Origin of the sequence: Desulfosporosinus paludis (assembly GCF_045689965.1) — a bacterium.
Classification (GTDB): Bacteria; Bacillota; Desulfitobacteriia; order Desulfitobacteriales; family Desulfitobacteriaceae; genus Desulfosporosinus; species Desulfosporosinus paludis.
The window spans coordinates 5,401,341-5,424,553 of the sequence record NZ_CP144211.1 but is presented as its reverse complement, the minus strand read 5'-3'; the positions used below and the strand labels follow the sequence as shown (position 1 = coordinate 5,424,553).

Sequence of the window (23,213 nt, the reverse complement as noted above, 5' to 3'; positions counted from 1 at the left end):
GCGTTGCAAAACGAACTAAAATAGTTCGTAAGCAACGCCCCTTTTTCCTACTAGAAACAAAACTGCAGGTCCCAAAGAACCCGCAGTTGTCGTATAATTTGAGTTATGCTAACAACCAAATTACACTCTAAAAATTATACTGAATTAAGTGGACACTATCAATTAGTTCTACCATTTAATTTTGATGTGTTAATACCGGAGGATGACTCAGTTCGACTGCTAAGCCACATTTTGGAGGGATTGAATTACGAAGCGTTGTATCAGGCCTACTCTTCCACTGGAAGAAAACCTGTAGTCGAACCCAAAATCCTGTTCAAAGTAGTAGCCTATGCCTATATGAACAACATTTACTCAAGCCGCAAGATTGAAGTTGCTTGTAAAAGAGACATTAACTTCATGTGGTTGTTGGAAGGATGCAAGGCACCAGACCACAGCACCCTTGCTCGATTTCGGAAGAACTATTTAAAGGAATCCATAGAAGACCTCTTTTTCCAAATGGTGACGTATTTACACAAGCTTGGGGAAGTAGAGTTTAAGAACCTTTTTGTCGATGGAACAAAAATTGAAGCCAATGCTAACCGTTATACGTTTGTCTGGAAGAAAGTTGTTACTAAGAATGAGACCAAAATGTTCTTGAAAATTCAATCCTGTCTTGAGGAGATCAATTTGACCTATCTAAAGGACTTCAAGGCAACCAAAGAAACGTTACTTAAGGACCTTAAGGCGGCCCTCTCCTACCTAGAAGAAAAACGTCAGCAAGAGCAGATTGAATTTGTCCATGGTATTGGAAAACGGAAATCAAAGCTACAAAAGTTTACAGAAGACCTGAAGGAATTCTATACCCGTCAAGAAAAGTACAACAGACATCACCAATTCTTCGAAGGAAGAAATAGCTACTCCAAAACCGATCCTGATGCGACCTTCATGCATATGAAAGATGACCATATGCGCAACGCTCAGTTAAAGCCGGCTTACAATGTTCAGATTGGCGTGGAAAGTGAATATGTAACAGGGGTTGGGATTTTCCAGGATCGTAACGACATAGCCACACTCATCCCTTTCTTAAACACGCTGGAATCTAAACTACAGGCCCATTATGAAAATGTTACTGCAGACTCTGGTTATGAGAGTGAGGAGAATTATCTTTATCTCGAAGGGAAAAAGCAGACCTGCTACATAAAGCCGCAAACCTATGAACAATGGAAAAAGAAACGCTTCAAAAAGGATATCAGCAAGCGAGAAAACATGGTTTACAATGCAGAAATGGATGAATACACCTGTCATAACGGAAAACAACTCAAACTAGTGGGAATTACCCATCGAACATCGGCAACGGGCTACCGATCTGAAATCACGATCTATGAATGTGAAGACTGCCGTGATTGTCCTTGTAAAAGTCAATGTACAAAAGCTAAAGGCAATCGAAGAATGCAAGTATCTAAAACGTTTGTGGCCAAACGCCAGGTATCGTACGGAAACATTACCACCGAAAAAGGGAGACTACTCAGAGTAAATCGATCCATACAGGTCGAAGGAGCCTTTGGGGTACTCAAGAATGACTATAACTTTAATCGCTTTTTGACACGAGGTAAAAACAGTGTAAAAACTGAATTTATGCTGCTGTGTTTTGGGTATAACGTGAATAAACTTCACGCTAAAATACAGAATGAACGAATTGGTAAACCCCTTCATCCATTAAAAACGGCTTAAAAAGGGGTCGAAAAAACAGTCTCATCTAGAAGGCTTATTTTGCTATACACAAATTTAAGTAGAAAATAGAGATTGAGCATTGCAATCAAACCACTTAATATTTTCCACAGTAAAAAGAAATGGGGAGCATCGCTTGCTACTTCAAAATAGTAGTTTTGCGACACTCCCTTTTTCTTAGTAAAGTTAATAATCTTGAGAGGCAACGCTTCTGGATCAGCATTCTTCGCGGGTGACCACGTAGCGATCTTAGAACAAGCCACTAGAATTATCCCTACGACCTAGAGAGGCTTTGCAGGAACGAAATTATTGCAGTGCTGACCTCTTGAGGTTTCTCCTGTTGAGTCCAGTGTCCGCAGCCCGGGAGTATGATCGTTTGATCGAGCATTGGCACAAGACTAGGCATCTCAGAAATTATTTCCCTCATCCCAGGGATACTGAGACCGACGTCACGTTCGCCCACCACATACAGGGCGGGAATCATTATCTTCATTCCACTAAAACAAGCTAGTAGTTCCCAGTTGCGATCTAGATTACGATAATAGTTCAAACCCCCACGAAACCCGGTCGCGCTGAACGCCTCGGAATAGACGGCCAAGTCGACTTCTGTAAGCCAGCAAGGCAATGAAGGGGCGGGCAGCGGCGCGAGCAAACCCTTACTTCGGGATACCATACTAAAGGGATTCGGAGTGCCATCGTTTTCTTTACGAGGTCCTGCATCTCCGGAAGCAGCAAAGAGCAGGTTAAGCATTGTGAAGCGAACGTCGAGCTCAAACTCCTCCTCTGGCAGGCCTGGAGTCTGGAAGTAGAGCGTATAGAACAACTCATCTTCCTTCTGAGGAAAGATTTTGGAGGGAGGAACAGGGGGTTGGCCCATCATCGGTACGCATAATGCGATCACCCCACGGAAGCGGTCAGGCCGTAATAAGGCCGCATGCCACGCGAGCGTTGCGCCCCAGTCATTCCCGACGATTACGGCTTTTTCAACGTCCAATGCGTCGAGCAGACCCACCATATCGCCGACAAGATGCAGAAGGGTGTACTGGTCAATTTCTTCCGGCTGCTCCGTACCGCCGTAGCCACGTAAATCAGGGGCCACCACGCGAAACCCCGCCTCAGCTAGCACAGGGATTTGATGACGCCATGAGTACCATGTTTCCGGAAACCCATGACATAACAGCACAAGAGGACCTTCGCCCTGCTCAACTATATGCATCTGGATATTGTTCGCCTTAATCATACGGTGTTTCAAATTAGTCATCGTACTCTTCTCCTTATTAAGGGTTATGCCTCAATGCTCCATGTTTCACGGGGATAGCAATCTCAAACTAATTAATATTTGTCGTCTTTAGGCGTTGAGGAGATCGCCCTGTCGAGTCGGTAAACATCGGCAGCAATGTCGGCCAAGGTAATAGTCGCGAGGCGTCGATCCAGAACACGACTCGCCTCTGCGACGGCGTCATCTAGAGCAAGGTGAATCACCTTTTCGATGAGGCAGCCGGGGCTTTCATTGTGCGTCGAGGGGGAGGTGACCACCCGCTCGTCGAGAGCGCGTTGAACATCCTCTAAGGTAATTTCGGAAAGGGGCCGGACCAGTCGCCAACCGCCACCATGCCCCTTCAAAGACGAGACGATTTGTGCTTCACGCAAACCGGCGAAAGTGCGGCGGATCACTACCGCATTGGTGCCGGCGCAAGTGGACATCTCTTCTGAGGTCATCGCGGCGTCAGGTCGCTCGGCCATATGCAGTAGTACGTGCAGGGCAACTGATAAGCGTTTATTTCTTTTCATGTAACTTATATTATTACATGATATAAGATTAGTCAATTTATTATTTATGTTTATTTAGTGGAGTGAACTTCCCGTTATCCTACTAACTGTAATATATGGTAGACATATTATGATATCATTAAATTGTTTCGATAAAAAAATAACAAATCTCTTTGTTACCCCTTTTTGAGTCCGATAACGACTACTATGGCAAGTTGACGAAACATTCACTACCCAAAAAACACCAAAATCAGGCTTGAGGGGCCGATTTTGGTGTTTCAAATTCCGGTATTATTATGTTTTTGATTAAACTTAAAATCTTGCAAATACTCGTTATTGCTTCAATTCTCTATGCTGTTCTATTTTTCAATATTAGCAGTTTAAGAGCTTTGTCCATTGTAGACGGACTTCAAAATGTATTGTTTCTTTTGCTTTTAGCCTAATTATACTGATATAATCTTGCTATATTATAAAAATATTTAAAAGGCAGGGTCACAACATGAGTAAAATTATCGCATTCATCGGTAGTCCAAGAAAAAACGGATATACCTCTAAACTAATTCAGGAAGTAATCAAGGGAGCTCAATCCAAAGGTGCTGAAGTAAAAATCTATGACCTTAACGATGATGGTATCAAGGGCTGCCAAGGCTGTTTCTATTGTAGGAGTCACGAGGGCTGCGCTACAAAAGATTATTTACAACCAATGTATGAGGATATAAAAAATGCTGACGGTGTTATTTTTGGCTCACCCATTTATTTCATGCAAATCTCAGGACAATCCAAGCAGTGGCTTGATAGAATGTACCCTATGCTTGAAGGCACTGGATTCCCATTCCAAGCCCGTTATCCTGGAAAAAAAGCAGTTACTATTTTCTCACAAGGAAACGAGAACAAAGACGCGTTTCAAGCTACTATCCAGTTCGTCAATGGCGCCTTCTCCATGTTCGGTTGGGAGCTTACAGATAGCTTGCTTTGTTCACATACAGGTTCGCCTAATTTCAAGCTATCAGATGAATTATTAGAACAGGCATTTACTGCAGGAGAGTTACTTACTAAATAAGAATACATTCCTATTAAAATTCTCATTTCTACTGAACACTAATTCCATCACCGAGATTAGGATCTGAATCTAATTTCGGTGGTTTTTTGAATATACCTGACCAGCGATTTGCTAAGATAAAGAATGAAAGCTCTGGTGTTTACAAGGTTTCAACATTCATTCAAATCTTATACAAGAACCACTTACAGGTATTCAATTCGTACTTAAGCTCAAAATGCCTCATCTGCCCATGGATCTCACTTTGACACTCATAAATCTTCATTCGGTTTCCGACTATTTTCTCTTCAGATATTCTGACAATCATCTCAACTTTAACAACATTCCCCTCATGCCGAAAACGGATGGGGCGCGGTGTACCAGGAAGATCAAACCATGCGATCATTTCAATCGGACTCATTACGACTTTCATCTTAACCACACTTCGCCCAATCACCTGTAATGCACTCGGTACATCCTCCAATATGTAAAAGTTTGTTTCGGCACACTGGGCATTGGTCATGGGCAATTAGCCATTCTTCACAAGGTTCCATGCAATAGGATCCCCTATTACACTCAGCACAGACATCTCTCATTCTTATCGTCCATCAGTACGTATATTTGGTTATATATCGAACCTATGTTCTTACTGTATCCACTCTCAGTTTGAATATCAATCATTTCTTTCATAAAAATTATATCAACCCTCACCGACAAAAGATTGATGAAGGTTGATAACCTACAGCAATGTACCCGAAAATCATAGACATTTCAGTCTAATCCTTTATGATTAATACAACAAATGAAACAACATAAAGGAGCGATTCAAATATAATTTTCAATTCAAACCAAGAGAACTTGGTGATATGATATGATATGGTTTTATCCCAAATCCTAGATGATGAAGAATTCTTAGCTTGGCTTAAGTCAAGACGGTATCAAGTTAAGGTACAAATACAGAAGATAACAAGGTAGTTGGAGGTGTATAGGAATGAATTTTGGTGAGGTTTTTAAGGATATTTCTGCAGGACTTTTGGTTACAGATGCAGATTTCAATGTGATCTGGGCCAATAAATTCGAGGAACAGTTCTATGGGAAACCCGTTATGGGTTTGTGGGCTTTAGACTGTCACAAGGAAGAAAATCGCCAAAAGATTGCCGACTTTATAGCGCGGTTTAAAACTGGGGAATTAAAATCCTTTACCAAAATAGCCTTTGGGATGGTTATTACCTATAGTAGCTATTTCAAGGATGGGGAGTTTGTCGGAATGATTCGAACAAGAATTTATTTGCCTGAAGGGGCGGATGCAAAGGAGACAGCTCATTATCCAAAGTAAAAACTAGAAATAGAGTATTAAAGAGATGCTAATACCTTGAAAAGGTTCAGCATCTCTTTTTGTCATGTGAGTCTTTCATATTCTTGTAGAAATCACCTCTGGGGCCGTTAAACTCATCGATGGCCAGCGGGGTAACAATGATTCCCGGAGAGATAGAATTAATTCGCGCACCTCTGGCACCCCATTTTATAGATTCCGCCATAACCCTCTTTTCGTTGCAGCGTTTCGCCATCTGATAGGCGTGCAAGGTATCTTTGATATTCGACCGTTGAAGCACTTCCAGTTTCAGAAGATCTTCCGTCGGAGTGCAAGCCAACTGCTCATCCACTTCCGCACTCAGTGCAGGCATCCGGTGACCGGACTGGCTGGAAATCGTCACACCAGTACCGCCGTCTTTAATAACCCTCCCGACTTCCTCCAGCAGAACGGCAGTGCCGTACAAATCCACCTTCAAAATCGCTTCAATCGGTGCCTGACTGGGGGAAACACCAGCAGAATTAACCAACATGGAGATCTCACCATACTTCTGTGCTTCCGCAATCAGGCTTCGGATGGAATCTCTGGATGAGAGATCCATCTCCATCGGGACTACGTCAAATCCAGCATCAGTCATAATTTTAGCAATGGTCTGCGCATTCTCCAGCTTCTTATCGCCAACAACAAGCTTTTTGCCAAAGCCCATTCTTCTGGCAATAGCCATACCAATCTGACCGGCACCGGTCCAAATTATTACTTCTTTCATGCGACTTTTCCTCCTTCAAAGGCTTTCTTCCGGGATAATACAGGTTTCTTCCGTCGTCATTAAAGTTTGTTGTATTCTTCATCATTTACAGCTTCCAGCCATTCGTTGGAAGCTCCCTCTGCCGGAACTTCGACGGCCAGATGGGAAAACCAGCTGTCCTTTGCTGCCCGTGCCAATGTTTTACCTCAGGAGGTATGTTTACCACATCGCCTGGATTCAGTTCCCGAACTGGTTCGCCCCACGCCTGATACCAACCTTTACCGCCGGTTACAAGGAGAATTTGTCCACCTTTATGATGAATGTGCCAGTTGTTCCGGCATCCAGGTTCAAAGGTGACATTTGCAATCGGGCCGCCTTTGTCAGTCAGCGGCTGTAAATATGCCTGCCCGATAAAAAATTTACTGAACATTTCCGGCAGCTCGTTCCCCATTGGGAATACACTAGGATTTTCTTTCTTGTTCATTAGAATCAACTCCTCAAATTCTGTTATTTAACTTGACTTAGTTTGATTTTCGCCAGATTAATTTTTTCAGTTTTGCATCCTGCCTCCTTTGTACCTTTTAAAATTGATCGCATAATAAATCTGAATTGCCTGCAATTCTGGGATTTCCGCTAATCGCTATTACTTTCACGATGTTTACCTCTCTATCGTTTATCAAATATAGCGCTGACATCATCCAAATAATCCCTGATTTTTAAATGCTGAGGACATACCTTTTCACATTGACCGCACTTGATACAATCTGCCGCAATTCCCTTTCTCTTGGTATACACGCCGTAATACCATTCACTGTTCCAGTCTTTAAACTGTTTTTTGGCATTATAACAGGCAAATAAATCAGGAATCGGTATTTTCTTTGGACAGTCATCCACACAATACTGGCATGCCGTGCATGAGATCGTATCCTGCTTCTTAAGGATTTCTCTGACAAGATTTACAACCTGATATTCTTCTTCTGTAAAAGGGATAAAATCCTTCATGTAGCTGATATTATCTTCCATCTGTTCAATTGTGCTCATACCACTCAGTACCATGAAAGCCTTTTCAAAGGATGCGCAATATCGGATCGCATAACTGGCATAGCTAACTTCACTGTTAAAGTCATCTAAAATTCCCTTCGCTTCCTCAGGCAGATTGACAAGTCCGCCTCCTTTTACAGGTTCCATCACGATTACCGGTTTATTGTATTTTTCACACACTTGATAACACCGATAACTTTCAATCCCCGGGTCATCATAATCGGCATAGTTAAACTGAATCTGTACAACTTCAATTTCCGGCTGTTCACTTAGAATTCTCTCCAGTACGACAGCCTTGTCGTGAAAAGATATGCCAATGTGTTTGATTTTCCCCTCGTCCTTTAATTGCTTGGCTATGTCGAAAGCATGGCATCGTACATATTTCTGATAAAAGTCAGCATTCATCGCATGCATAAGATAATAATCAAAATAGTCAACTCCGGTATTGATAAGCTGCTGTTCAAACAGTGGTCTGATATCTTCCTCTTTTTGAAAGAAATGAGTTGTCAGCTTATTCGTAAGAATATAAGAATCTCGCAGGTATCTCTTTACCAGACATTCTCTGAGAGCAATCTCGCTTTTTCCTCCGATATAACCATGAGCGGTGTCAAAATAACAGAATCCTGCTTCGAAGAACTTGTCAATCATCTGGTTAAACTGTTCATAATCTACTTCTTTATTCATTTCCATGTTTCCAGATCTCATTGGAAGTCTCATACAACCAAAACCCAGCTTTTTCATTCTTCATTCTCCTTTCTAAACTATAGATGTCTTAAATTGCATTGAACCCTGTCCACTTTTCATTTTTATCATGCCATTCATAAATCAGTGATTTGACCCCCCAGTCTACAAACATAGCGACCCAAGTACCTAGCATACCCATATGGAACCCTATTGCAAATACATAAAAAAAAGCAATTCTGCAAAAAATCATGGATAAACTACTGATGATCATCGGAAATTTTGCATCCCCAGCGCTTCGAAATACAATAGGTAACATATATCCAGATGGCCAAATTAATATCATTAAAATTGCATGTGCAATGACGATCGTCCACGTTAAAAATGTAGCTTGTGTGGAAAGATTGTAAACATGCATGATTATCGGCATTAATAACAATACGATTGCAGAACTAATAATAAATCCTATGTGAATGATAGCTCTCACTTTTCTTTTATAGTAGTTTGCCTGTTCAAAATCATCGGCTCCAACGCATCGGGATATAATAACGGAAAGCCCCAAATTTATTGCTATACCAGGTAGAGCTTCAAACATAACAATGGTTCCAGCCACAGAATTAGCTGCAATTGATGCAGTTCCAAACATTGAGACAACGCTTAATACTATCAGCCTTCCAAGATAAAACATTCCATTTTCGAAGCCAAAAGGTGCTCCAATGTTTAAAATTCTTTTAATCATAGCCTTATCGAATGTTTCAGTAAAAAAGTTTGTAAGCCTAAGCTCACATTCCTTTTTATGTGCTAAGAAAAGGATAATCAGGGCTGCACCGATTCTTGAGACCAATGTAAGAATCGCAACACCGACAACTCCTATATGAAACCCTGAAACTAATATTGCATTACCTGCTACATTTAAAATGTTCATTGCCAACATAACTTTCATTGGTAATTTAGCATTACCAATAGTACGAAAAATCGCAGCACCTGAATTATATAAAGCTAAAAAGGGAACGGATATTGTAACAATCATGAAATAATGATTTGCAGCATCCGATACTTCTTTAGAAATAGATCCAAACAAATAATTTAATATCAGCGGTTTACCTAGATATAACAAAATGGTAATGACAACGGATAGTAGCAATGCAGATTTTACGAGTTGATTTGCTGCATTTGTAGCGTTCTGTTTATCTTCATGGCCAAGATACTGCCCAGCAATAACAGATCCTCCTGTTGCTAAAGCGGCGAAAATGCTAATGATAAGTGCCATAACAAAATCAACCAGCGACACACCGGATACAGCCGACTCACCAACTTGTGCTACCATCATTGATGCTGCCATTCCAACCGTATATTCAAGTCCCTGCTCAATAATTAGTGGTAAAAATAGAGTAAATAAAGAACGATTTGAAAAAAATCGTTTTTCATTAAAGCACTTTCCATCTCTTCGCCTCCTTTTTTCTGCGTGCTTTAATGTTATCTTTTTGACTTTGAATGAGCAATTTCACTTTCTAATCGAATTCATAAGTTAAACTTATCCGTAACTATTCTGTCTCACTCCTCAGAAAAAAGTCATGTAAAATATCTGCAAATTCTCTTATAGAATCGGAATCTTTATCTTTTTTCCAGAAAGCGTAATAATTACGCTGAATCTGACTCTCACCCCGAACTAAAGGCAGTCGTTTGATTGATAGTGTTGTCTGTCTATAATTTTTTCCGCCCTCCACTGGCATAAATCCCTTATTTCCCGCTACCATAAGTCTTCCTTCTTCCAAGTCTTCAGCAAACAGAAAATTTCCAGCAAATCCAAGAGTATTTTGATAGTATTCCTGCTCATTGCCCTGCTGCTCCTTTGATGCAACAAGGATACAGGGAACTCGCTTTAGTTCTTCGATTGTGATACTGTCAAAACTGCTTATCGGGCTTCTTCCGGCAACTTCTATATAGCTATAAGCTGTGCACAAATGATAATTAACATATTCATCGGACAGTGCACGCCTCTGGTCATTTATGACCAGGTTTACTTCTCCATTTTTTAGATACTGATATAATTCCTCATGATTTCCATTGATTATCTGTATATCTATGTTTGGATATTTTTCGGAAAAGGCTGCTATTGTTTGTTGCAACTCTTGTAATCCATATGACTTGCAATAACCTATGCTGATTCGATTATCCATATTTCTGGCAATATGACGCGTTTCTTGCTCCAATCGATCCACTTCATCCAGTAAAAGCAGACTGTGTCTGTAAAAATACTCCCCAGCAGGTGTTAAGGAGAACTTTCTATTTTCTCTAATAATCAGTTCCACCCCTAAATCTGCCTCAAGTGCTTGTATCTGTTGAGATATTGCTGATTGGGATATGAAACATTCTTCTGCTGCATCTGTAAAGCTATTACAATCCACTACTTTAACAAAATAATGTATCTGCTTGAATAGCACTTGAGTACACCTTCTTTTCAATGACAACATAGGTAAAAATAATTCAATCAGGTTCCCATCCAGTTATTGTACTTAATCCAATTAAAAAAACGTTACTACTTGAGTTAACTCAATGTCGTTTAACCATTTGCGTTAAGTATAATTTCCACTTCCTACTTTCCATAATCACTCTCCAAGCATTAGTAGACAAAGGTAAATTACCATATTCTCTTATAATTTATTAATTATACTTGCGCTATAAGCTGCGCCGAAGCCGTTATCAATATTAACGACAGTAACGCCACTTGCACAACTATTCAGCATTGATAACAAAGCCGCAAGACCACCAAAGTTTGCCCCATAACCAACACTCGTAGGGACGGCAATGACAGGTTTATCTACTAGTCCTCCGATAACGCTGGCAAGAGCTCCTTCCATGCCTGCAACTACAATAACTACCTTTGCCCCTCGAATAATGTCTATCTTAGAGAAAAGTCTATGAATGCCAGCAACTCCCACATCCATAATCTTTTCCACGCGATTGCCCAGAAGGATTGCTGTTTCTGCCGCTTCCTCAACTACGGACATATCAGAAGTTCCTGCTGCCACAATGGCAATATAACTGTCGGTGAGCACTTCTTCTCGCATTCTGATGGTGATTGTCCTTCCAAGAGAGTTATATTTGGCCTCTGTACAGACAGCTTTTACTGCTTCATACATCTTCTCGTTAGCCCGGGTTGCTAATATATTATTTTCCTTAGTCAGCATGAATTCGATGATATTTTTTACTTGTTCTACTGTTTTCCCTTCGCAATAGATGACTTCCGGATATCCTACCCTTATTTCTCTGTGATTATCTATTTTAGCAAACCCTAAGTCCTTATAAGGTAAATCTGAGATTATTTGGAAGGCTGCTTCAACTTCCATTTCGTTGTTCTTCACTTCTTGCAGCAGTCTTCTTATATCGGCCTTATTCATTATTTCCTCCATAGAATTTAAATCATTTATCATAATTATCATCTTCCATCATTTTAGATACTTCCCGATATACCCTGGCAATCGGTATATTTCTCTCAATTGCTATTCTTCTGCAGTCTTCATACTCTGGCTTATATTTAACCCTTTCCCCTTGATAATAAGCATTTTTTATAGTTACATTTCCGTACTGCGTACAGACCTTTTCGAAATCCCTTGGCAGCATAATTTTTTCGACCTTATACTTTCTCACCCCAATGGAAGTGGTTTCTCGAAAAATTATGTCCAGAACACTTTTCTCATTTTTCTCATTAACCAATATACTAAGTTTTGTGGCGGCCCTGCCTTTTTTCATGCTAATTGCAGTCTTATATACATCTAAAGCCCCTTGTGCAAAAAGCTTTTCTTCAATATACCCATAGAGTTCCGGGTTCATATCATCAATATTGGTTTCCAATATATATTGATCTTCTCTCGTTACGTCTTTCTCTTCGTAACCAAGATATATCCTTAAAACGTTAGGAATCTCAAGCTCTTTATGACCTATCCCGTAACCGATCTTTTCTATTGAAAAGTCCATATGATCTGTAAACGCAGCCACATTTGCCGCCAGTATTGCTGCTCCGGTAGGAGTCGTTGTTTCAAAAGGCACTATGCCGGATTTCACAGGAATATCCTTTAAAATCTCAACAGTTGCCGGAGCAGGAACAGGCATAATTCCATGAGCACATTTGACAAAACCCCCACCTACTTGAACTGACGAGGCCATAATTTTATCAACTTTCAGGTAATCTATGCACACTGCAGCTCCAACAATATCAATAATAGAGTCAACCGCCCCCACCTCATGGAAATGCACTTCATGTAAAGGCTTTCCGTGAACCTTTGCCTCAGCCTCTGCAACCTTCATAAAAATATCCAAGCTTAACTTTTTTACCCTATTATTCAGACTGCTGTTTATGATTATAGTTTCAATATCCTTTAAATTTCTATGAGCATGATTATGGTGATTATCAGACTCATGGGAGTTAGGTGCTTCATGATGGTGATGGCCATTATGATGGTGCTCATTTTGATGAGTATGTGCTGCATTTTTTAATAAAACATCCACCCTAGTTCCAGTTATTCCTTTTTTATTATCTTTTTTTGCCTGGAACTCATATTCAGCTTCTAAATTAAGTTTAGATAACTCGTGTCTTAAGTAATCTTCCTCCACTCCCAAATCCAGTAAGGCACCTAAATTCATATCTCCACTGATTCCACAAAAACAATCATAATATAAAACTTTTTTCATCGAGTTTCTCCAATACTAGTTTTCATTGTCTTTCTTCTATCATTTTTTAGGCTATTAACGACTATTCTTATTATTGTCCGACCGGATCAACTGGGGTAAGAAGTGTATTACTTATCCACTTTAAAGTTACAGACTACAGACATATTAGAATATCACTCTAATATGTCTGTAGTTTTCTAGTGTTTAATTTGAACAGTTCTTTGACAATCTTCACCTTACACTTTTTGGATAATAACTCTTGAGACTACCTATTCCCACAATTCTAAGGTAGGCCTTGGAATCGGTTCATTGATAACAAACTAAAGAACGATTAATTCATAATCCCGGCTGCCCATACCGATTTCTTCACCATGTCGCATCTGGATAGTACCGTCAATATAGGAACGCAAACCTTTAAACTTATCCGCTCCGGATTCATGATTGCAAGAAAGGTGAGAGTCAGAGAATCCGAGCTGTTTATTAACCAGATCATAGCTCGCCTGGTCAAGAGCCACAGGATCAGTGGAGGCTAAAAAACCGATATCAGGAACAATTGGTGCGTCGCTCCAGGATGCGCAATCACAATCAGGAGTAATATTTATGAGAAAGTTTATATAACCGATACGGTTTTCATGTGCCTTCACAAAGCCATATCCATATTCAGCCATCCGTTCAAGAAAAGCTTCTAAGTCTGTCTGCCAATCGATTCCGTTGGCCTTTACTGGACAAACGGTTAGACACTCGCCACAGCCGATACATTTATTCAAGTCAACTTGTGCTTTCTCATTCACAGTAATCGCATGTTCAGGACAAACTTCACTGCATTCACCACAGCCAATACATTTATCTTGATCGACTATAATCTTGGTACCATGCTGCTCTTTTTTACCAACCGCTGGTGCACCCCCCATGGCAAGATTTTTTATGGCCCCACCGTAGCCACCCATCTCATGCCCCTTAAAGTGAGTCAATACAATTACGCTGTCAGCATTGACAATATCTTTAGCCAGCTTTACGTTCTTAAAATGCTTTTGATTAATCTCTACTTCAGTAATATTGTCACTGCGCAGGCCATCAGCTATGATAATTGGTGCACCAGTAACCGTATAATCAAAACCATGTTCCAAGGCAGTCAGCAAATGATCAACTGAATTATGCCGACTTCCACCGTAGAGTGTATTAGTATCAGTTAGAAAGGGTTTGGCGCCCTTTTCCTTAATTTTATCCACCACTTGACGCACATAAAGAGGACTAATAAAGCCATCACTGCCGCGTTCTCCGAAGTGTAATTTAATAGCAGTGAGATCATCCTTTTGAACGAGCTCATTAAAACCCGCACGATCAAATAAGGTTCTGATTTTGCTGATTTTATTTTCCTTGTCTGATCTCGCCCGCAGATTTACAAAGTATACTTTACTGGACATTCTTTTTACCCCTCTCATAACATTTCTTTTACTTCACTCATTTACTGTCCATCACTCTTATTGACTTTCTGGAATCATCTCATTTAAATAACTGATTGCGCTTAATGTTCTTGGATAACCGAGGTAGGGCAGCAGATTTGTAACAACCTTTAATAAAAGCTGTTTATCATTTCCTACATTTAAGTTTGCCATTATGTGGCCTTTTGCCTGTGGTTCGCATCCCCCCATAGCAATCAGCATGGAAAACGTAAGCAGTTCTCTTGTCTTGATATCAAGTCCATTTCTTGTATAATAGTCTCCAAAACAGTTTGCAGATAAATATTTTTGAATATGAATCTGGCTTTCTGGAGAATTATCATACATCTTATCAATGGCTTCTGCTCCAACGATCTCTTTTTGGATATTTAATCCTTTCTCCATTCTGGTATCCGGATTAGTTGTTGACTGACCCTCCAAAGGAAGTTCAATACCTCTGCTTGTAAGAATTTCATTAGTAGCATGGATAAAATCAAAGGACTTTGCAATGCCGCAGTATGGTACGGACTGATAAACTATCTCTTTGGTTTCTATTGGCGTAACTCCTACATTTAACGCTGCTCCAAGCATTACCTTATATTCACTTAATGTCTGCATGGCAATCATTGCTGCTAAGATAACTTTCATTCTAAGCTTAATATCTAATTCACCATACTGTAACACCTCATCAAAGGCGAAGTTATCAAAGACTTCTATAAGTTCCGGATCTGTTACTTTTAGTGACGACTTATGATTTGGAAACAATTTTTCATGGTTTTGATTGGCTGTTTTAGTGATGGGCATTACCTACTGCTCCTTCAACAAAATCACTTTTGATAATAAATTTGGATGTAAATAGAAATGCCGATCCCCCTTAGATGCCTCATAATTGGCTTTTTTATCTTTCTAAATACATCTATTTAGTCTCACCTTCAACGGTCATGATAATTCATTAGTATAAAATACCAAAAATCTTTATCGAATAAAGTTAGTGGCGATCCTTTCTTCACGTGCGGGGAACGGAACACCTGCTTTGATACCAGCCTCTTTGCATTTTAAGAACCAGGCCATATTCCTTCCCAATATACGCATTATTTGCAATCCCTCTAAATCTTGTTTCACGTCTTCCGGTGTATGCCCGTGTACCATGTTCCAATACCTTGATGAAATAACAGGCATTTCCGATAGGGTGAAATATTTATTGAGCTGGTCAAATGTCGCGGTCGTCCCGGCCCTTCTGGCTGAAACAACAGCAGCTGCCGGTTTTAGGTAAAAAATTTGTTTTCCGGATTGTAAATCGGTATAGAAAGCACGGTCTAAAAATGAAGTAATGGCACCACCTGCTGACGCGTAATGCACCGGTGAACCGACTACAAACCCGTCGGCTTCTCCCGCAAGAGCGAGAAACTCATTGACTCTGTCAGAAAATACACAATGCCCCGTTTTCCCACAGGTTTTACAGGCAATACATCCGGATATCGGCTTGGTTCCGATCTGAAAAATTTCAGTTTCAATCCCTTCTGCATTCAGCGTCTTGGCCACTTCTTCCAATGCCGTAAAGGTACACCCCTTTTCATGGGGACTTCCATTGACTAATAATACTTTCATAGTTACCTCCGTTTGTGGTTTGTATTTATATATTCTTTCCCATTTCAAAGGCCTGCTTCATAGCTGCGCTGCCCTTAATGTCACCCTTATGCCATGCGCCAACACCGTAGACAACTCCCTTTTCTTTTGCATCGTTCAGACAGAATGTAAACCCGCGAAAACCGTCAAGCGTCCTTTCCATGGCCTGCTCACTGCTGTCGGCAGCCGCAACAATGAAATAGAACTCCTTGCCAGTGATTTCTTGATATTTAGGAACCGTTCTATCAATCAACGTTTTCATCTGAGCGTTCATCGTATAGAAGTAAACCGGTGTCGCCATGACAATGACTTCAGCGTTAATCATTTTTTCTAAAATTTCCGCCATATCATCTTTCTGAACACAATTATGGCTGGAATAGCATGACTCGCAGCCGGTGCAGTAACCAATCTTTTTATCTCTCAAGAAAATCTTTTCTGTTTGATTGCCTGCTTCGTTTGCACCAAGCATAAACTGGTCGCAAAGCAGATCAGAATTTCCACCTTTTCTCGGGCTGGCCGAAAGTACCAATACTTTTTTACTCATAAACTAATCCTCCGCTCTTTTTAACTCGTTTTCCTTTTTAACGACTGCCTCTTCGTATACCTTGATCTTATAATTCAAGCGCTCTAGCGTTTTCTGCATATCTTCCATTTTTTGAAATAGTTGCTTTCGCTGCTCGATTAAAAGTTCCTTTCTAGCCTCAACGGTTTCATCCCCCTGTTGAAATAGCGTAACATACTCTATCAATGCTTCAATTGGAAGACCTGCATTTCGCATACATTTGATAAATTCGACCCACCTGCAATCTTCTTCCGTATAATCTCTGTTTCCGCTTTTATTGCGGTTAACATGAGGAATCAGTCCGATGCGTTCATAATAGCGGAGTGTATCCTGAGTAAGATCATATTTTTCACTGACTTCTGCAATCGTCATATGAGTTTACCTCCTTATAGTTGATACCATAACACCTGGTGTTAACTCCAAGTCAAGTACTTTTTATTCAGATTTAGTGTATGAATATTATGCCTTTATGACCGTACCATCCCTAAAGTAAACTGCACGTCATCATTAGTGACTTTATCTATAACCGCGATCCAAAGCTCTTCATCAAACTCTGTCCAAACGGAATCCTGCCTCAATAACATGGTTATAAAGGTATCCAGCTGTTCCTGCTTTATCCGGCGAGTTTGCCGCTGTTGTTTCAGTATTTTCCAGCTTGACCCTAATTATCAAAGAATCTCCTTGACCTCAATTCCAGCTTTGAAAACACATACCACCTCAACCATAGATTGTACTTTCACTTTCTCAATTAGTCTGCGGAATAACTCCTCATCAAACTTATCAAGTAGCTCGCCATTCCTAGCATCTAGATAAGCTTTGAATTCATCCATCTTACTCTTCCGCCATCCCCCCTCCGCTTCAGCACTCTTCAACCCAACCCTACGCCCCCGCAAATTTTCTATCTCAGCTACCACTCTTAAATATTCCTTACTATCAATCCCCAAACTTCGTACCACATTCATCAACTCTTGTTGGAGTTCTGCCAATCTAGCATCGATGTCCTCTGTACTACCCGCACATATTCCAGGTTCCTCATTTAAAAAGCTTCCTTATTAGCTATGAGTTTGTTCATCGCCCGTAAGAAAGCTTTTTCTAAATCCTTTTCTCTAATTGATTTCATGCCGCAAGATTCCACCCCATTGATTTCCCGGTTAATACACCTCCACACGTACTTTCTATTTTTGCCACTACCCCAAGCTTGGCGTCTAAACTTCGAACCACAATTTTGGCAGAATAACTTCCTCGAAAAAGGGTACTCACTAGTAAAAGAACTCCTCCCACTTTTAGAATATCCACGCATATTCGTCCGCCTTTCGAATTCCAACTGCACCGCAGCAAACTCTTCCTTAATAACAATCGCTGGGTGAGAATCCTCGACATAATATTGGGCTGCATGACCGGTATTTTTCACACGTTTCTTAGACAAAAAATCGACCGTATAGGTTTTCTGCAACAGCGCATCCCCTTGATACTTTTCGTTCTTCAAAATCTTTATGACCGTACTATCATACCAACGAGAACCACCCGCCCCAGTGAGTATCCCATCTCTTTGCAGATTGCTTGCTATTTTATAAGGGCTTTTACCATCAAGTAACTCCCGATATATCCGACGCACTACTTCAGCTTCTTCCGGAACTATAACTAACTGCCCCTGTTCATCTTTGGTATATCCGAGGAATTTATTATGGTTAACTAAAACCTTACCCTCTTGAAACCTGTAACTTATACCCATTTTAGTGATCTGTGACAAGTTCGAACTCTCTTCTTGAGCCAGGCTTCCGAGCAAAGTTATCAGAAATTCTCCCTTGGAATCCAAAGTATTAATGTTCTCTTTTTCAAAATAAATAGCCACCCCCTTCTCCTTGAGCTGACGTACATATTTCAAAGTGTCGAGAGTGTTCCTTGCAAACCTACTGATGGATTTAGTAATGACCATGTCAATCTTCCCGGCCATACAATCCTCTATCATTCGATTGAATCCTTCGCGCTTCTTGGTATTCGTACCACTGATTCCTTCGTCCGAATAAACCTCAACAAATTCCCAGGCTGGATTGTTCTTTATGTTGGAAGTATAATGTTCGACCTGCGCCTGATAGCTTGAAAGTTGCTCCTCATTATCTGTAGAAACTCGCGCATAAGCACAAACTCTAAGTTTTGCCGTAGCCTCTAAACCTTTTAACTGCTGCATCGGTTTTGCTGGAATCACTGTTACATTGGCCATCTCTAAAACCTTCTTAGAAAATATCGTGGCCTCGCTTCAAGGTATAAGTTTCCTCAAAAGCAAGGCCATTTTTAAAGTTGAATATTAATTTTGTTCGTTCCTTGACCAAGATTTTTTCGACTAACTTCCTGTATAAGTCATCGCTGAATTCTGTGAGATTACCTTCCTGTGCCTCAAGTACAAATTCAAGCTCCAAAGTTCTTGCCATTCTGGTATCTCGCTTATTGATATCACCCATCCAATCGGAACGCTCCGTCTGAAGTTGGGTCAACCTAGTAATCAGTTCTTCGTGTTCCGATTTCACCAAATTATGATCCGCGTAACCTTTTTCTTCTATCACAAAGAGCGCCCGTTCTTGTTTGATGAGTTTCTCAATTTCCTCATCCAACTTCGCGATGCGCTCATTATCTAACTCAGTTAACTTTTCTCGTTCCAGCTTTGCCTTGTAATCCCCCAGCAGTCTGGCCCGGTCAGTATAAAGCCGGTTAAGCATCCTAACAAACAAGCCTTTAATAGTCTCTTCTTTAAGCCTCCCTACCCCACACGAATTTTTTCCTTCTATTAAATATGTGCTACAAATCCAACTAACTGATTCAGCGATTGTTCCGCAATTGTCTATATGCCTTTTAAATTTATTTCCACAATGCCCGCAGACAATAGTACCAGTCAATACATATCGGTTTTGGTATTTCTCTCGATCACCTTCAATGTTTCCTCTTGCTTTGGCCCGTATTACCATTAATTCTTGGACTTTCTCTAAATCCTCCCGGCTAATAATGGCTGGGTGACTATCCTTCACATAGTACATTGGGGCTTCACCGTAATTTTTCTTTCTATGTATATAGGGCCGTTGTAATGGTTTTTTGCAGGCGAGCATCACCACAATATTTTTCATTCTTGAGAATATCTCGTATGCTTGATTCGGCCCATTTAACATTCCCGGAGATATTTTCAATTTCATCAGCTTCAAGACCTTTGGCTATTCTGGAAGCTCCCAGTCCGGAAAGATAGTCATTGAAGATTCGTCTCACAATAGCGGCTTGCTCTTCGTTTATTATTAAATTACCCTCTCGGTCTTTATCGTAGCCGAGAAAGCGTTTTGTGCTGACCGAGAATTTGCCTTTCTTAAATCGACGTTGATTGCTCCAATGCATGTTTTGAGATATGGATGCCAACTCTTCCTCGGCCACCGAGCTTAGAATGCTAAGCGTAGGTCATGGCTGCTGTATAATCCGTTGCGTCACTCGCCTCGACGAAGACGATCACGCTCGTTGGAGTTTGCACCCCGCCCTTGAACGCCAGGTTGATTTGATTAAGATTGTATTCCGAGTAATCGCTGGGGATTAACGTTGGGTCCGTATATACGTTGGTCCCTATGTGAACATCGTCCTTGAGTACCAAGGCAACGATGCCGCTCGAACCTCTTGTGATGGCACTAGCCGCCAGGGTTTTAAAAACCACTTCAATATCGGGTAATCCCATGTCACCCACCTCCTAACGTAAGATTAAAGTTTAAGGTTTGCATCTCATCGGGTTCTGGGGTTGTGTCGAGAATCTCATCATAGAAATTGAGGTCAAACTTTACGGAGTAGATAAGGTCTGTACCATCTATGATCTCCGCTCTGAAGTTCAGTGTCATTTTCTTTCGGTTCCCGATGGTCAATGTCGGTGTTAGGAGCCCTTTCAAGGTGTCATACATTTGGAGGTTTTCCAAATCGGTTTTGTTAGCCGAAAAGTAAACCATCTCCACCATCAACGAATTTTCTCGGGTGTCTTTCTTAAAGATCTCACTCTTTACCGGAACGAGATTCACAAAAAAACAAGGCCGAGAGATCCCTCTTTGACCTCGTTGCCATAAATCTTGTGGCCTATGGGTGCCAGCACTTGGTTGATGGCTTGCTTTATTGCTACCAAAGTGACCATTACACACTGCCTAAGATGCCGTCTAACCAAGTCCCTACGGTATATGGTAAGGTCTGTTCCACTTCAATCATAGACGTCTCAACCATGTGTTTGCCCGATGCAAAGCCATGCTCCTGCCCGTTTTTGCCGACAATCTGATGGCCTTTTTCCACCAGATGAAAATGAGGGCTTGTATTCGTCATAGTGATAAAGGATCCGTTCCGGTCGTATTGAACCTTAGAAAGTTTGTATTGATTCTTCAGATGTTTTTTATGCATTCCTAAAGGTGTTTTCTCCTTAGAACTGGCCTTAAGTGTTGCTCCTAACTTCAGGAGTAGTTCTTCTTCTTTGTAAGGATAGCGTGCTCTTACTTCATTCAGCCGAGTCCGTAACGGGTCAAGGCCTTGGAAGGTTATTTCAAAATCATCAGCCATTCTTAACCACCCTCTCAATTGCCATGATTTCTAAGGTTTCGTTCGTTTCTAAAGGATTTAGGATGTCCTGGATAAGAAACAAGCGTCCTTTAAATTGTATCTGCATGTCCGGCGTAACTCCTGCAACGTAGCGGAGGATAAATCTATAGGTCAGTTCTGCTTGAAACTTTTTCGCTTCGAGGTAGTCTCTACCGGAAACTGGAGAAACACTGGCCCAGACACTTTTAAAGACCGACGGGATGAGAATGGTGTCCCCTGCTTCATTTGTTCCTTCCACTGTGGTCAGAATCATAATCTTATGCCGTAATGTGCCTGGATTCATTCGTTACCCACCTTTTATGCCACCACGATTCTGTCCTGCCATAACAAAGCCGATACTGTAAATGCGATCTCCGCTGGAGCTTGCTTTAGCTCCGTGAGAGGAGTACGATTCTCATACCAATGACTGACCAATAATTTCATGACCTGCTTCACTTTTTCAGGTACACTCTCTGCCGTATCGCCATAACCGCAAACAAACTCGATCACAATGGCATCCAGGGGAAACGGGATAAAGGGCGGCCAAGGTTGGGCGTAAGGTGGCGAGATCCTGCCTAGGACTCCGCGCGTGCTGACAACATATTGGAGAGTTTCTGTCAGGGTTGTTACAACACCCTCGGAATTTTTATAGGAAACAGAATTGATGGTCTGCAGGTTTCCGCGTGGGATATTGATGACATAACCCGGCCAATAGTCAAAGCTCATTTGCCAGGTCTGCGTGATATAGGCGCGGTTTTGGAACCCTTCACAGTACTCCCGGGCAGCAGTAATTAAAGCGCTCAAGTAATTGTCTTCTGTCGTATCGGTATCATCATCAATTCGAAGATAATCTTTCACTTCCAGAAGACTCAAGGGTTCAACGGCGGGAGGTACTGTTCGGACTAAGTTCACAGCATCCATCCTTTCCGTATTGATTCATTAAAATAAGAAGGCAAATTTCTGCCTCCCTATTTTTCAAATGAATCAGTTACAAGAATTAGTCCGTGATATCCGTTGGTGGAGTTGAACCGCCAAACCGCAGATCACTGAGGATATACTGGGCGGCGGTAATATTGGTCGGATCGGAAGCAGCCGTTTTAACGGTGATACAATCAAAGCCGTTCGTCACATCTAGGTGAGCCGGGTTAATCTGAAAGACTACCAATTTATGGGCAAGAGCAGCCGAGGTGGTGAAGGCGACATCGTCGGCCTGCCGGACCAATACGTCTGAGGCAACACAATCTTGGTCTGCCCAAATTTGCATAGAATTAGTGAGGGCTTTACTGCCCGCCCCCTTCTACGTCCGTGGCTTGCTCAAGGGTTATTGTCACAGTAGCAGCATTTTCTTGGTTGATATGGACCAGCACATAGCACGCTTCAGCATCTCGCAGGGAGACATAAGCCCCTGTAATAGCCCCTCCGGCTTGTGGGGTAATGGCTTCGATGGGTTTGTCCTTTTCAGGGATATTGCACATTTTTCACTACCTCCATCTTAAAAATTGAACCGGCCTTTTGGGACGGTACTGATTTTAGGATTGATTGGACTCTGAGTGGATCAATTTTATTCCACTTACGAAGATTTTCTTCAGCCCATAATGGTTGCAGGTTAGATAAAGACCAACATAATTTAAATCCGGGGTCGTCCGGATGAGAAAAATCAAAAGCGCTCCTTGGGATTATATGGTCAATGTGCCATAGTCCCATATTGTTCCAAGACATTCCGTCTTTAAAGAGGCCCTCTAAGTGTTTCTTTAAATCCGTTAAGGAATATCCAACAAGATCTTCCCATTTCAAACCGTTTTTAGTACCTTTGATTGAATACCACATTAAACTACCCATTCTGCCATTAATTTTCTTCATTGCGATTTCTTCTGGACTCCAATGTTTAATGCGGTGCTTCTGTTGACATAGTCTAGAGCAATATTTTGTAGTTTCAAGCTTATGCTCTGGAACTACATATTCTGTCTTGCAATGAAGACAAGTTACCGTTACCGACTTATTTTTGCTTTTTGCAGAACAGTTCCTTGAACAATACTTCCCTCCACCAC

Annotated in this window: 27 protein-coding genes and 2 pseudogenes; 3 read left to right on the top strand and 26 right to left on the bottom strand. The window is 41.1% G+C overall.

The annotated features are described in order from the left end of the window. Positions 1 to 105 precede the first annotated feature (105 nt). Positions 106 to 1,710 (top strand): IS1182 family transposase, encoded by a 1,605-nt coding sequence (locus tag VZF35_RS26895; protein ID WP_407307550.1) that lies wholly within the window; start codon positions 106 to 108, stop codon positions 1,708 to 1,710. A 271-nt stretch (positions 1,711 to 1,981) separates the two neighbouring features. On the opposite strand, the gene VZF35_RS26890 is transcribed toward VZF35_RS26895, so the two are convergent. Further along, entirely contained in the window at positions 1,982 to 2,968 is a 987-nt protein-coding gene (locus VZF35_RS26890; RefSeq protein ID WP_407309811.1) for an alpha/beta fold hydrolase, read from the bottom strand. 71 nt (positions 2,969 to 3,039) lie between these two features. Beyond that, positions 3,040 to 3,498 (bottom strand): RrF2 family transcriptional regulator, encoded by a 459-nt coding sequence (locus VZF35_RS26885; protein WP_407309809.1) that lies wholly within the window; start codon positions 3,496 to 3,498, stop codon positions 3,040 to 3,042. Between the two features lie 478 nt (positions 3,499 to 3,976). Between VZF35_RS26885 and VZF35_RS26880 the strand changes: the two genes are divergently transcribed. Beyond that, a complete protein-coding gene (locus tag VZF35_RS26880) occupies positions 3,977 to 4,537 on the top strand; it encodes a flavodoxin family protein (protein WP_407309807.1) in 561 nt (186 codons plus the stop codon). Between the two features lie 160 nt (positions 4,538 to 4,697). Here the strand turns inward: VZF35_RS26880 and VZF35_RS26875 are convergent, their stop codons facing one another. After that, positions 4,698 to 5,042: a hypothetical protein gene (locus VZF35_RS26875; protein WP_407309805.1), complete on the bottom strand. Its 345-nt coding sequence runs from the start codon at positions 5,040 to 5,042 to the stop codon at positions 4,698 to 4,700. A gap of 462 nt (positions 5,043 to 5,504) precedes the next feature. On the opposite strand from VZF35_RS26875, the gene VZF35_RS26870 reads away from it, so the two are divergent. Beyond that, a complete protein-coding gene (locus VZF35_RS26870; protein WP_407309803.1) occupies positions 5,505 to 5,849 on the top strand; it encodes a hypothetical protein in 345 nt (114 codons plus the stop codon). Positions 5,850 to 5,895: 46 nt separating this feature from the next. Here VZF35_RS26870 and VZF35_RS26865 read toward each other — a convergent pair whose 3' ends face one another. The 23 genes and pseudogenes from VZF35_RS26865 to VZF35_RS26755 form a co-directional block, all read right to left on the bottom strand. Next, positions 5,896 to 6,591, bottom strand: a complete 696-nt coding sequence (locus tag VZF35_RS26865) for an SDR family oxidoreductase (RefSeq protein ID WP_407309801.1) — start codon at positions 6,589 to 6,591, stop codon at positions 5,896 to 5,898. 59 nt (positions 6,592 to 6,650) lie between these two features. Further along, a pseudogene (locus tag VZF35_RS26860) lies at positions 6,651 to 7,054 on the bottom strand (cupin domain-containing protein). 182 nt (positions 7,055 to 7,236) lie between these two features. After that, entirely contained in the window at positions 7,237 to 8,352 is a 1,116-nt protein-coding gene (locus tag VZF35_RS26855) for an aldo/keto reductase (protein ID WP_407309799.1), read from the bottom strand. 31 nt (positions 8,353 to 8,383) lie between these two features. After that, positions 8,384 to 9,772: an MATE family efflux transporter gene (locus tag VZF35_RS26850; RefSeq protein WP_407314854.1), complete on the bottom strand. Its 1,389-nt coding sequence runs from the start codon at positions 9,770 to 9,772 to the stop codon at positions 8,384 to 8,386. Between the two features lie 64 nt (positions 9,773 to 9,836). After that, a complete protein-coding gene (locus tag VZF35_RS26845) occupies positions 9,837 to 10,766 on the bottom strand; it encodes a LysR family transcriptional regulator (RefSeq protein WP_407309797.1) in 930 nt (309 codons plus the stop codon). 180 nt (positions 10,767 to 10,946) lie between these two features. Next, positions 10,947 to 11,693 carry a nickel pincer cofactor biosynthesis protein LarB gene (gene larB, locus VZF35_RS26840; RefSeq protein ID WP_407309795.1) on the bottom strand — a complete coding sequence of 249 codons (747 nt, stop codon included), beginning with the start codon at positions 11,691 to 11,693 and terminating at the stop codon, positions 10,947 to 10,949. A gap of 22 nt (positions 11,694 to 11,715) precedes the next feature. After that, the gene (gene larC, locus VZF35_RS26835) at positions 11,716 to 12,984 is read right to left on the bottom strand and encodes a nickel pincer cofactor biosynthesis protein LarC (RefSeq protein ID WP_407309793.1); all 1,269 of its coding nucleotides are present in this window, start codon (positions 12,982 to 12,984) and stop codon (positions 11,716 to 11,718) included. A 299-nt stretch (positions 12,985 to 13,283) separates the two neighbouring features. Continuing rightward, complete coding sequence (locus tag VZF35_RS26830) at positions 13,284 to 14,387, bottom strand: DUF362 domain-containing protein (protein WP_407309791.1); 1,104 nt, start codon at positions 14,385 to 14,387, stop codon at positions 13,284 to 13,286. Positions 14,388 to 14,444: 57 nt separating this feature from the next. Then, the gene (locus VZF35_RS26825; protein ID WP_407309789.1) at positions 14,445 to 15,206 is read right to left on the bottom strand and encodes a carboxymuconolactone decarboxylase family protein; all 762 of its coding nucleotides are present in this window, start codon (positions 15,204 to 15,206) and stop codon (positions 14,445 to 14,447) included. Between the two features lie 171 nt (positions 15,207 to 15,377). Further along, positions 15,378 to 16,010 (bottom strand): flavodoxin family protein, encoded by a 633-nt coding sequence (locus VZF35_RS26820; protein WP_407309787.1) that lies wholly within the window; start codon positions 16,008 to 16,010, stop codon positions 15,378 to 15,380. A gap of 25 nt (positions 16,011 to 16,035) precedes the next feature. Continuing rightward, entirely contained in the window at positions 16,036 to 16,572 is a 537-nt protein-coding gene (locus VZF35_RS26815; protein ID WP_407309785.1) for a flavodoxin family protein, read from the bottom strand. Between the two features lie 3 nt (positions 16,573 to 16,575). After that, positions 16,576 to 16,962 (bottom strand): MerR family transcriptional regulator, encoded by a 387-nt coding sequence (locus VZF35_RS26810; RefSeq protein WP_407309783.1) that lies wholly within the window; start codon positions 16,960 to 16,962, stop codon positions 16,576 to 16,578. 296 nt (positions 16,963 to 17,258) lie between these two features. Further along, positions 17,259 to 18,811, bottom strand: a pseudogene (locus VZF35_RS26805) (recombinase family protein). A gap of 13 nt (positions 18,812 to 18,824) precedes the next feature. Beyond that, the gene (locus tag VZF35_RS26800; RefSeq protein WP_407309780.1) at positions 18,825 to 19,619 is read right to left on the bottom strand and encodes a zinc ribbon domain-containing protein; all 795 of its coding nucleotides are present in this window, start codon (positions 19,617 to 19,619) and stop codon (positions 18,825 to 18,827) included. 25 nt (positions 19,620 to 19,644) lie between these two features. After that, entirely contained in the window at positions 19,645 to 19,965 is a 321-nt protein-coding gene (locus tag VZF35_RS26795) for a recombinase family protein (protein WP_407309778.1), read from the bottom strand. A gap of 49 nt (positions 19,966 to 20,014) precedes the next feature. Further along, positions 20,015 to 20,293 (bottom strand): hypothetical protein, encoded by a 279-nt coding sequence (locus VZF35_RS26790; RefSeq protein WP_407309776.1) that lies wholly within the window; start codon positions 20,291 to 20,293, stop codon positions 20,015 to 20,017. Position 20,294: 1 nt separating this feature from the next. Beyond that, entirely contained in the window at positions 20,295 to 20,741 is a 447-nt protein-coding gene (locus VZF35_RS26785) for a DUF6838 family protein (RefSeq protein ID WP_407309774.1), read from the bottom strand. After that, the gene (locus VZF35_RS26780; protein ID WP_407309772.1) at positions 20,734 to 21,147 is read right to left on the bottom strand and encodes an HK97 gp10 family phage protein; all 414 of its coding nucleotides are present in this window, start codon (positions 21,145 to 21,147) and stop codon (positions 20,734 to 20,736) included. The genes VZF35_RS26785 and VZF35_RS26780 overlap by 8 nt, the downstream gene beginning before the upstream one ends. Next, on the bottom strand, positions 21,140 to 21,469 hold the full coding sequence (locus tag VZF35_RS26775; protein ID WP_407309770.1) for a phage head closure protein: 330 nt from the start codon (positions 21,467 to 21,469) through the stop codon (positions 21,140 to 21,142). The genes VZF35_RS26780 and VZF35_RS26775 overlap by 8 nt, the downstream gene beginning before the upstream one ends. 14 nt (positions 21,470 to 21,483) lie before the next feature. After that, positions 21,484 to 22,077, bottom strand: coding sequence for a head-tail connector protein (locus tag VZF35_RS26770; protein ID WP_407309768.1), 594 nt, complete (start codon positions 22,075 to 22,077; stop codon positions 21,484 to 21,486). A gap of 85 nt (positions 22,078 to 22,162) precedes the next feature. Beyond that, positions 22,163 to 22,429, bottom strand: coding sequence for a hypothetical protein (locus tag VZF35_RS26765; protein WP_407309766.1), 267 nt, complete (start codon positions 22,427 to 22,429; stop codon positions 22,163 to 22,165). Between the two features lie 16 nt (positions 22,430 to 22,445). Then, positions 22,446 to 22,640, bottom strand: coding sequence for a hypothetical protein (locus VZF35_RS26760; protein ID WP_407309764.1), 195 nt, complete (start codon positions 22,638 to 22,640; stop codon positions 22,446 to 22,448). After that, entirely contained in the window at positions 22,624 to 23,025 is a 402-nt protein-coding gene (locus tag VZF35_RS26755) for an HNH endonuclease signature motif containing protein (protein WP_407309762.1), read from the bottom strand. Before VZF35_RS26755 ends, VZF35_RS26760 begins: the two co-directional genes overlap by 17 nt. Positions 23,026 to 23,213: the final 188 nt, after the last annotated feature.

Coding starts and splice junctions, on each gene's coding strand:
- VZF35_RS26895 (WP_407307550.1), top strand. CDS start 106: ATGCTAACAACCAAATTACACTCTAAAAATTATACTGAATTAAGTGGA.
- VZF35_RS26890 (WP_407309811.1), bottom strand. CDS start 2,968: ATGACTAATTTGAAACACCGTATGATTAAGGCGAACAATATCCAGATG.
- VZF35_RS26885 (WP_407309809.1), bottom strand. CDS start 3,498: ATGAAAAGAAATAAACGCTTATCAGTTGCCCTGCACGTACTACTGCAT.
- VZF35_RS26880 (WP_407309807.1), top strand. CDS start 3,977: ATGAGTAAAATTATCGCATTCATCGGTAGTCCAAGAAAAAACGGATAT.
- VZF35_RS26870 (WP_407309803.1), top strand. CDS start 5,505: ATGAATTTTGGTGAGGTTTTTAAGGATATTTCTGCAGGACTTTTGGTT.
- VZF35_RS26865 (WP_407309801.1), bottom strand. CDS start 6,591: ATGAAAGAAGTAATAATTTGGACCGGTGCCGGTCAGATTGGTATGGCT.
- VZF35_RS26855 (WP_407309799.1), bottom strand. CDS start 8,352: ATGAAAAAGCTGGGTTTTGGTTGTATGAGACTTCCAATGAGATCTGGA.
- VZF35_RS26845 (WP_407309797.1), bottom strand. CDS start 10,766: ATGTTGTCATTGAAAAGAAGGTGTACTCAAGTGCTATTCAAGCAGATA.
- larB (WP_407309795.1), bottom strand. CDS start 11,693: ATGAATAAGGCCGATATAAGAAGACTGCTGCAAGAAGTGAAGAACAAC.
- larC (WP_407309793.1), bottom strand. CDS start 12,984: ATGAAAAAAGTTTTATATTATGATTGTTTTTGTGGAATCAGTGGAGAT.
- VZF35_RS26830 (WP_407309791.1), bottom strand. CDS start 14,387: ATGTCCAGTAAAGTATACTTTGTAAATCTGCGGGCGAGATCAGACAAG.
- VZF35_RS26825 (WP_407309789.1), bottom strand. CDS start 15,206: ATGCCCATCACTAAAACAGCCAATCAAAACCATGAAAAATTGTTTCCA.
- VZF35_RS26820 (WP_407309787.1), bottom strand. CDS start 16,010: ATGAAAGTATTATTAGTCAATGGAAGTCCCCATGAAAAGGGGTGTACC.
- VZF35_RS26815 (WP_407309785.1), bottom strand. CDS start 16,572: ATGAGTAAAAAAGTATTGGTACTTTCGGCCAGCCCGAGAAAAGGTGGA.
- VZF35_RS26810 (WP_407309783.1), bottom strand. CDS start 16,962: ATGACGATTGCAGAAGTCAGTGAAAAATATGATCTTACTCAGGATACA.
- VZF35_RS26800 (WP_407309780.1), bottom strand. CDS start 19,619: ATGTACTATGTGAAGGATAGTCACCCAGCCATTATTAGCCGGGAGGAT.
- VZF35_RS26795 (WP_407309778.1), bottom strand. CDS start 19,965: ATGCATTGGAGCAATCAACGTCGATTTAAGAAAGGCAAATTCTCGGTC.
- VZF35_RS26790 (WP_407309776.1), bottom strand. CDS start 20,293: ATGGGATTACCCGATATTGAAGTGGTTTTTAAAACCCTGGCGGCTAGT.
- VZF35_RS26780 (WP_407309772.1), bottom strand. CDS start 21,147: ATGGCTGATGATTTTGAAATAACCTTCCAAGGCCTTGACCCGTTACGG.
- VZF35_RS26775 (WP_407309770.1), bottom strand. CDS start 21,469: ATGAATCCAGGCACATTACGGCATAAGATTATGATTCTGACCACAGTG.
- VZF35_RS26765 (WP_407309766.1), bottom strand. CDS start 22,429: ATGCAAATTTGGGCAGACCAAGATTGTGTTGCCTCAGACGTATTGGTC.
- VZF35_RS26760 (WP_407309764.1), bottom strand. CDS start 22,640: ATGTGCAATATCCCTGAAAAGGACAAACCCATCGAAGCCATTACCCCA.
- VZF35_RS26755 (WP_407309762.1), bottom strand. CDS start 23,025: ATGAAGAAAATTAATGGCAGAATGGGTAGTTTAATGTGGTATTCAATC.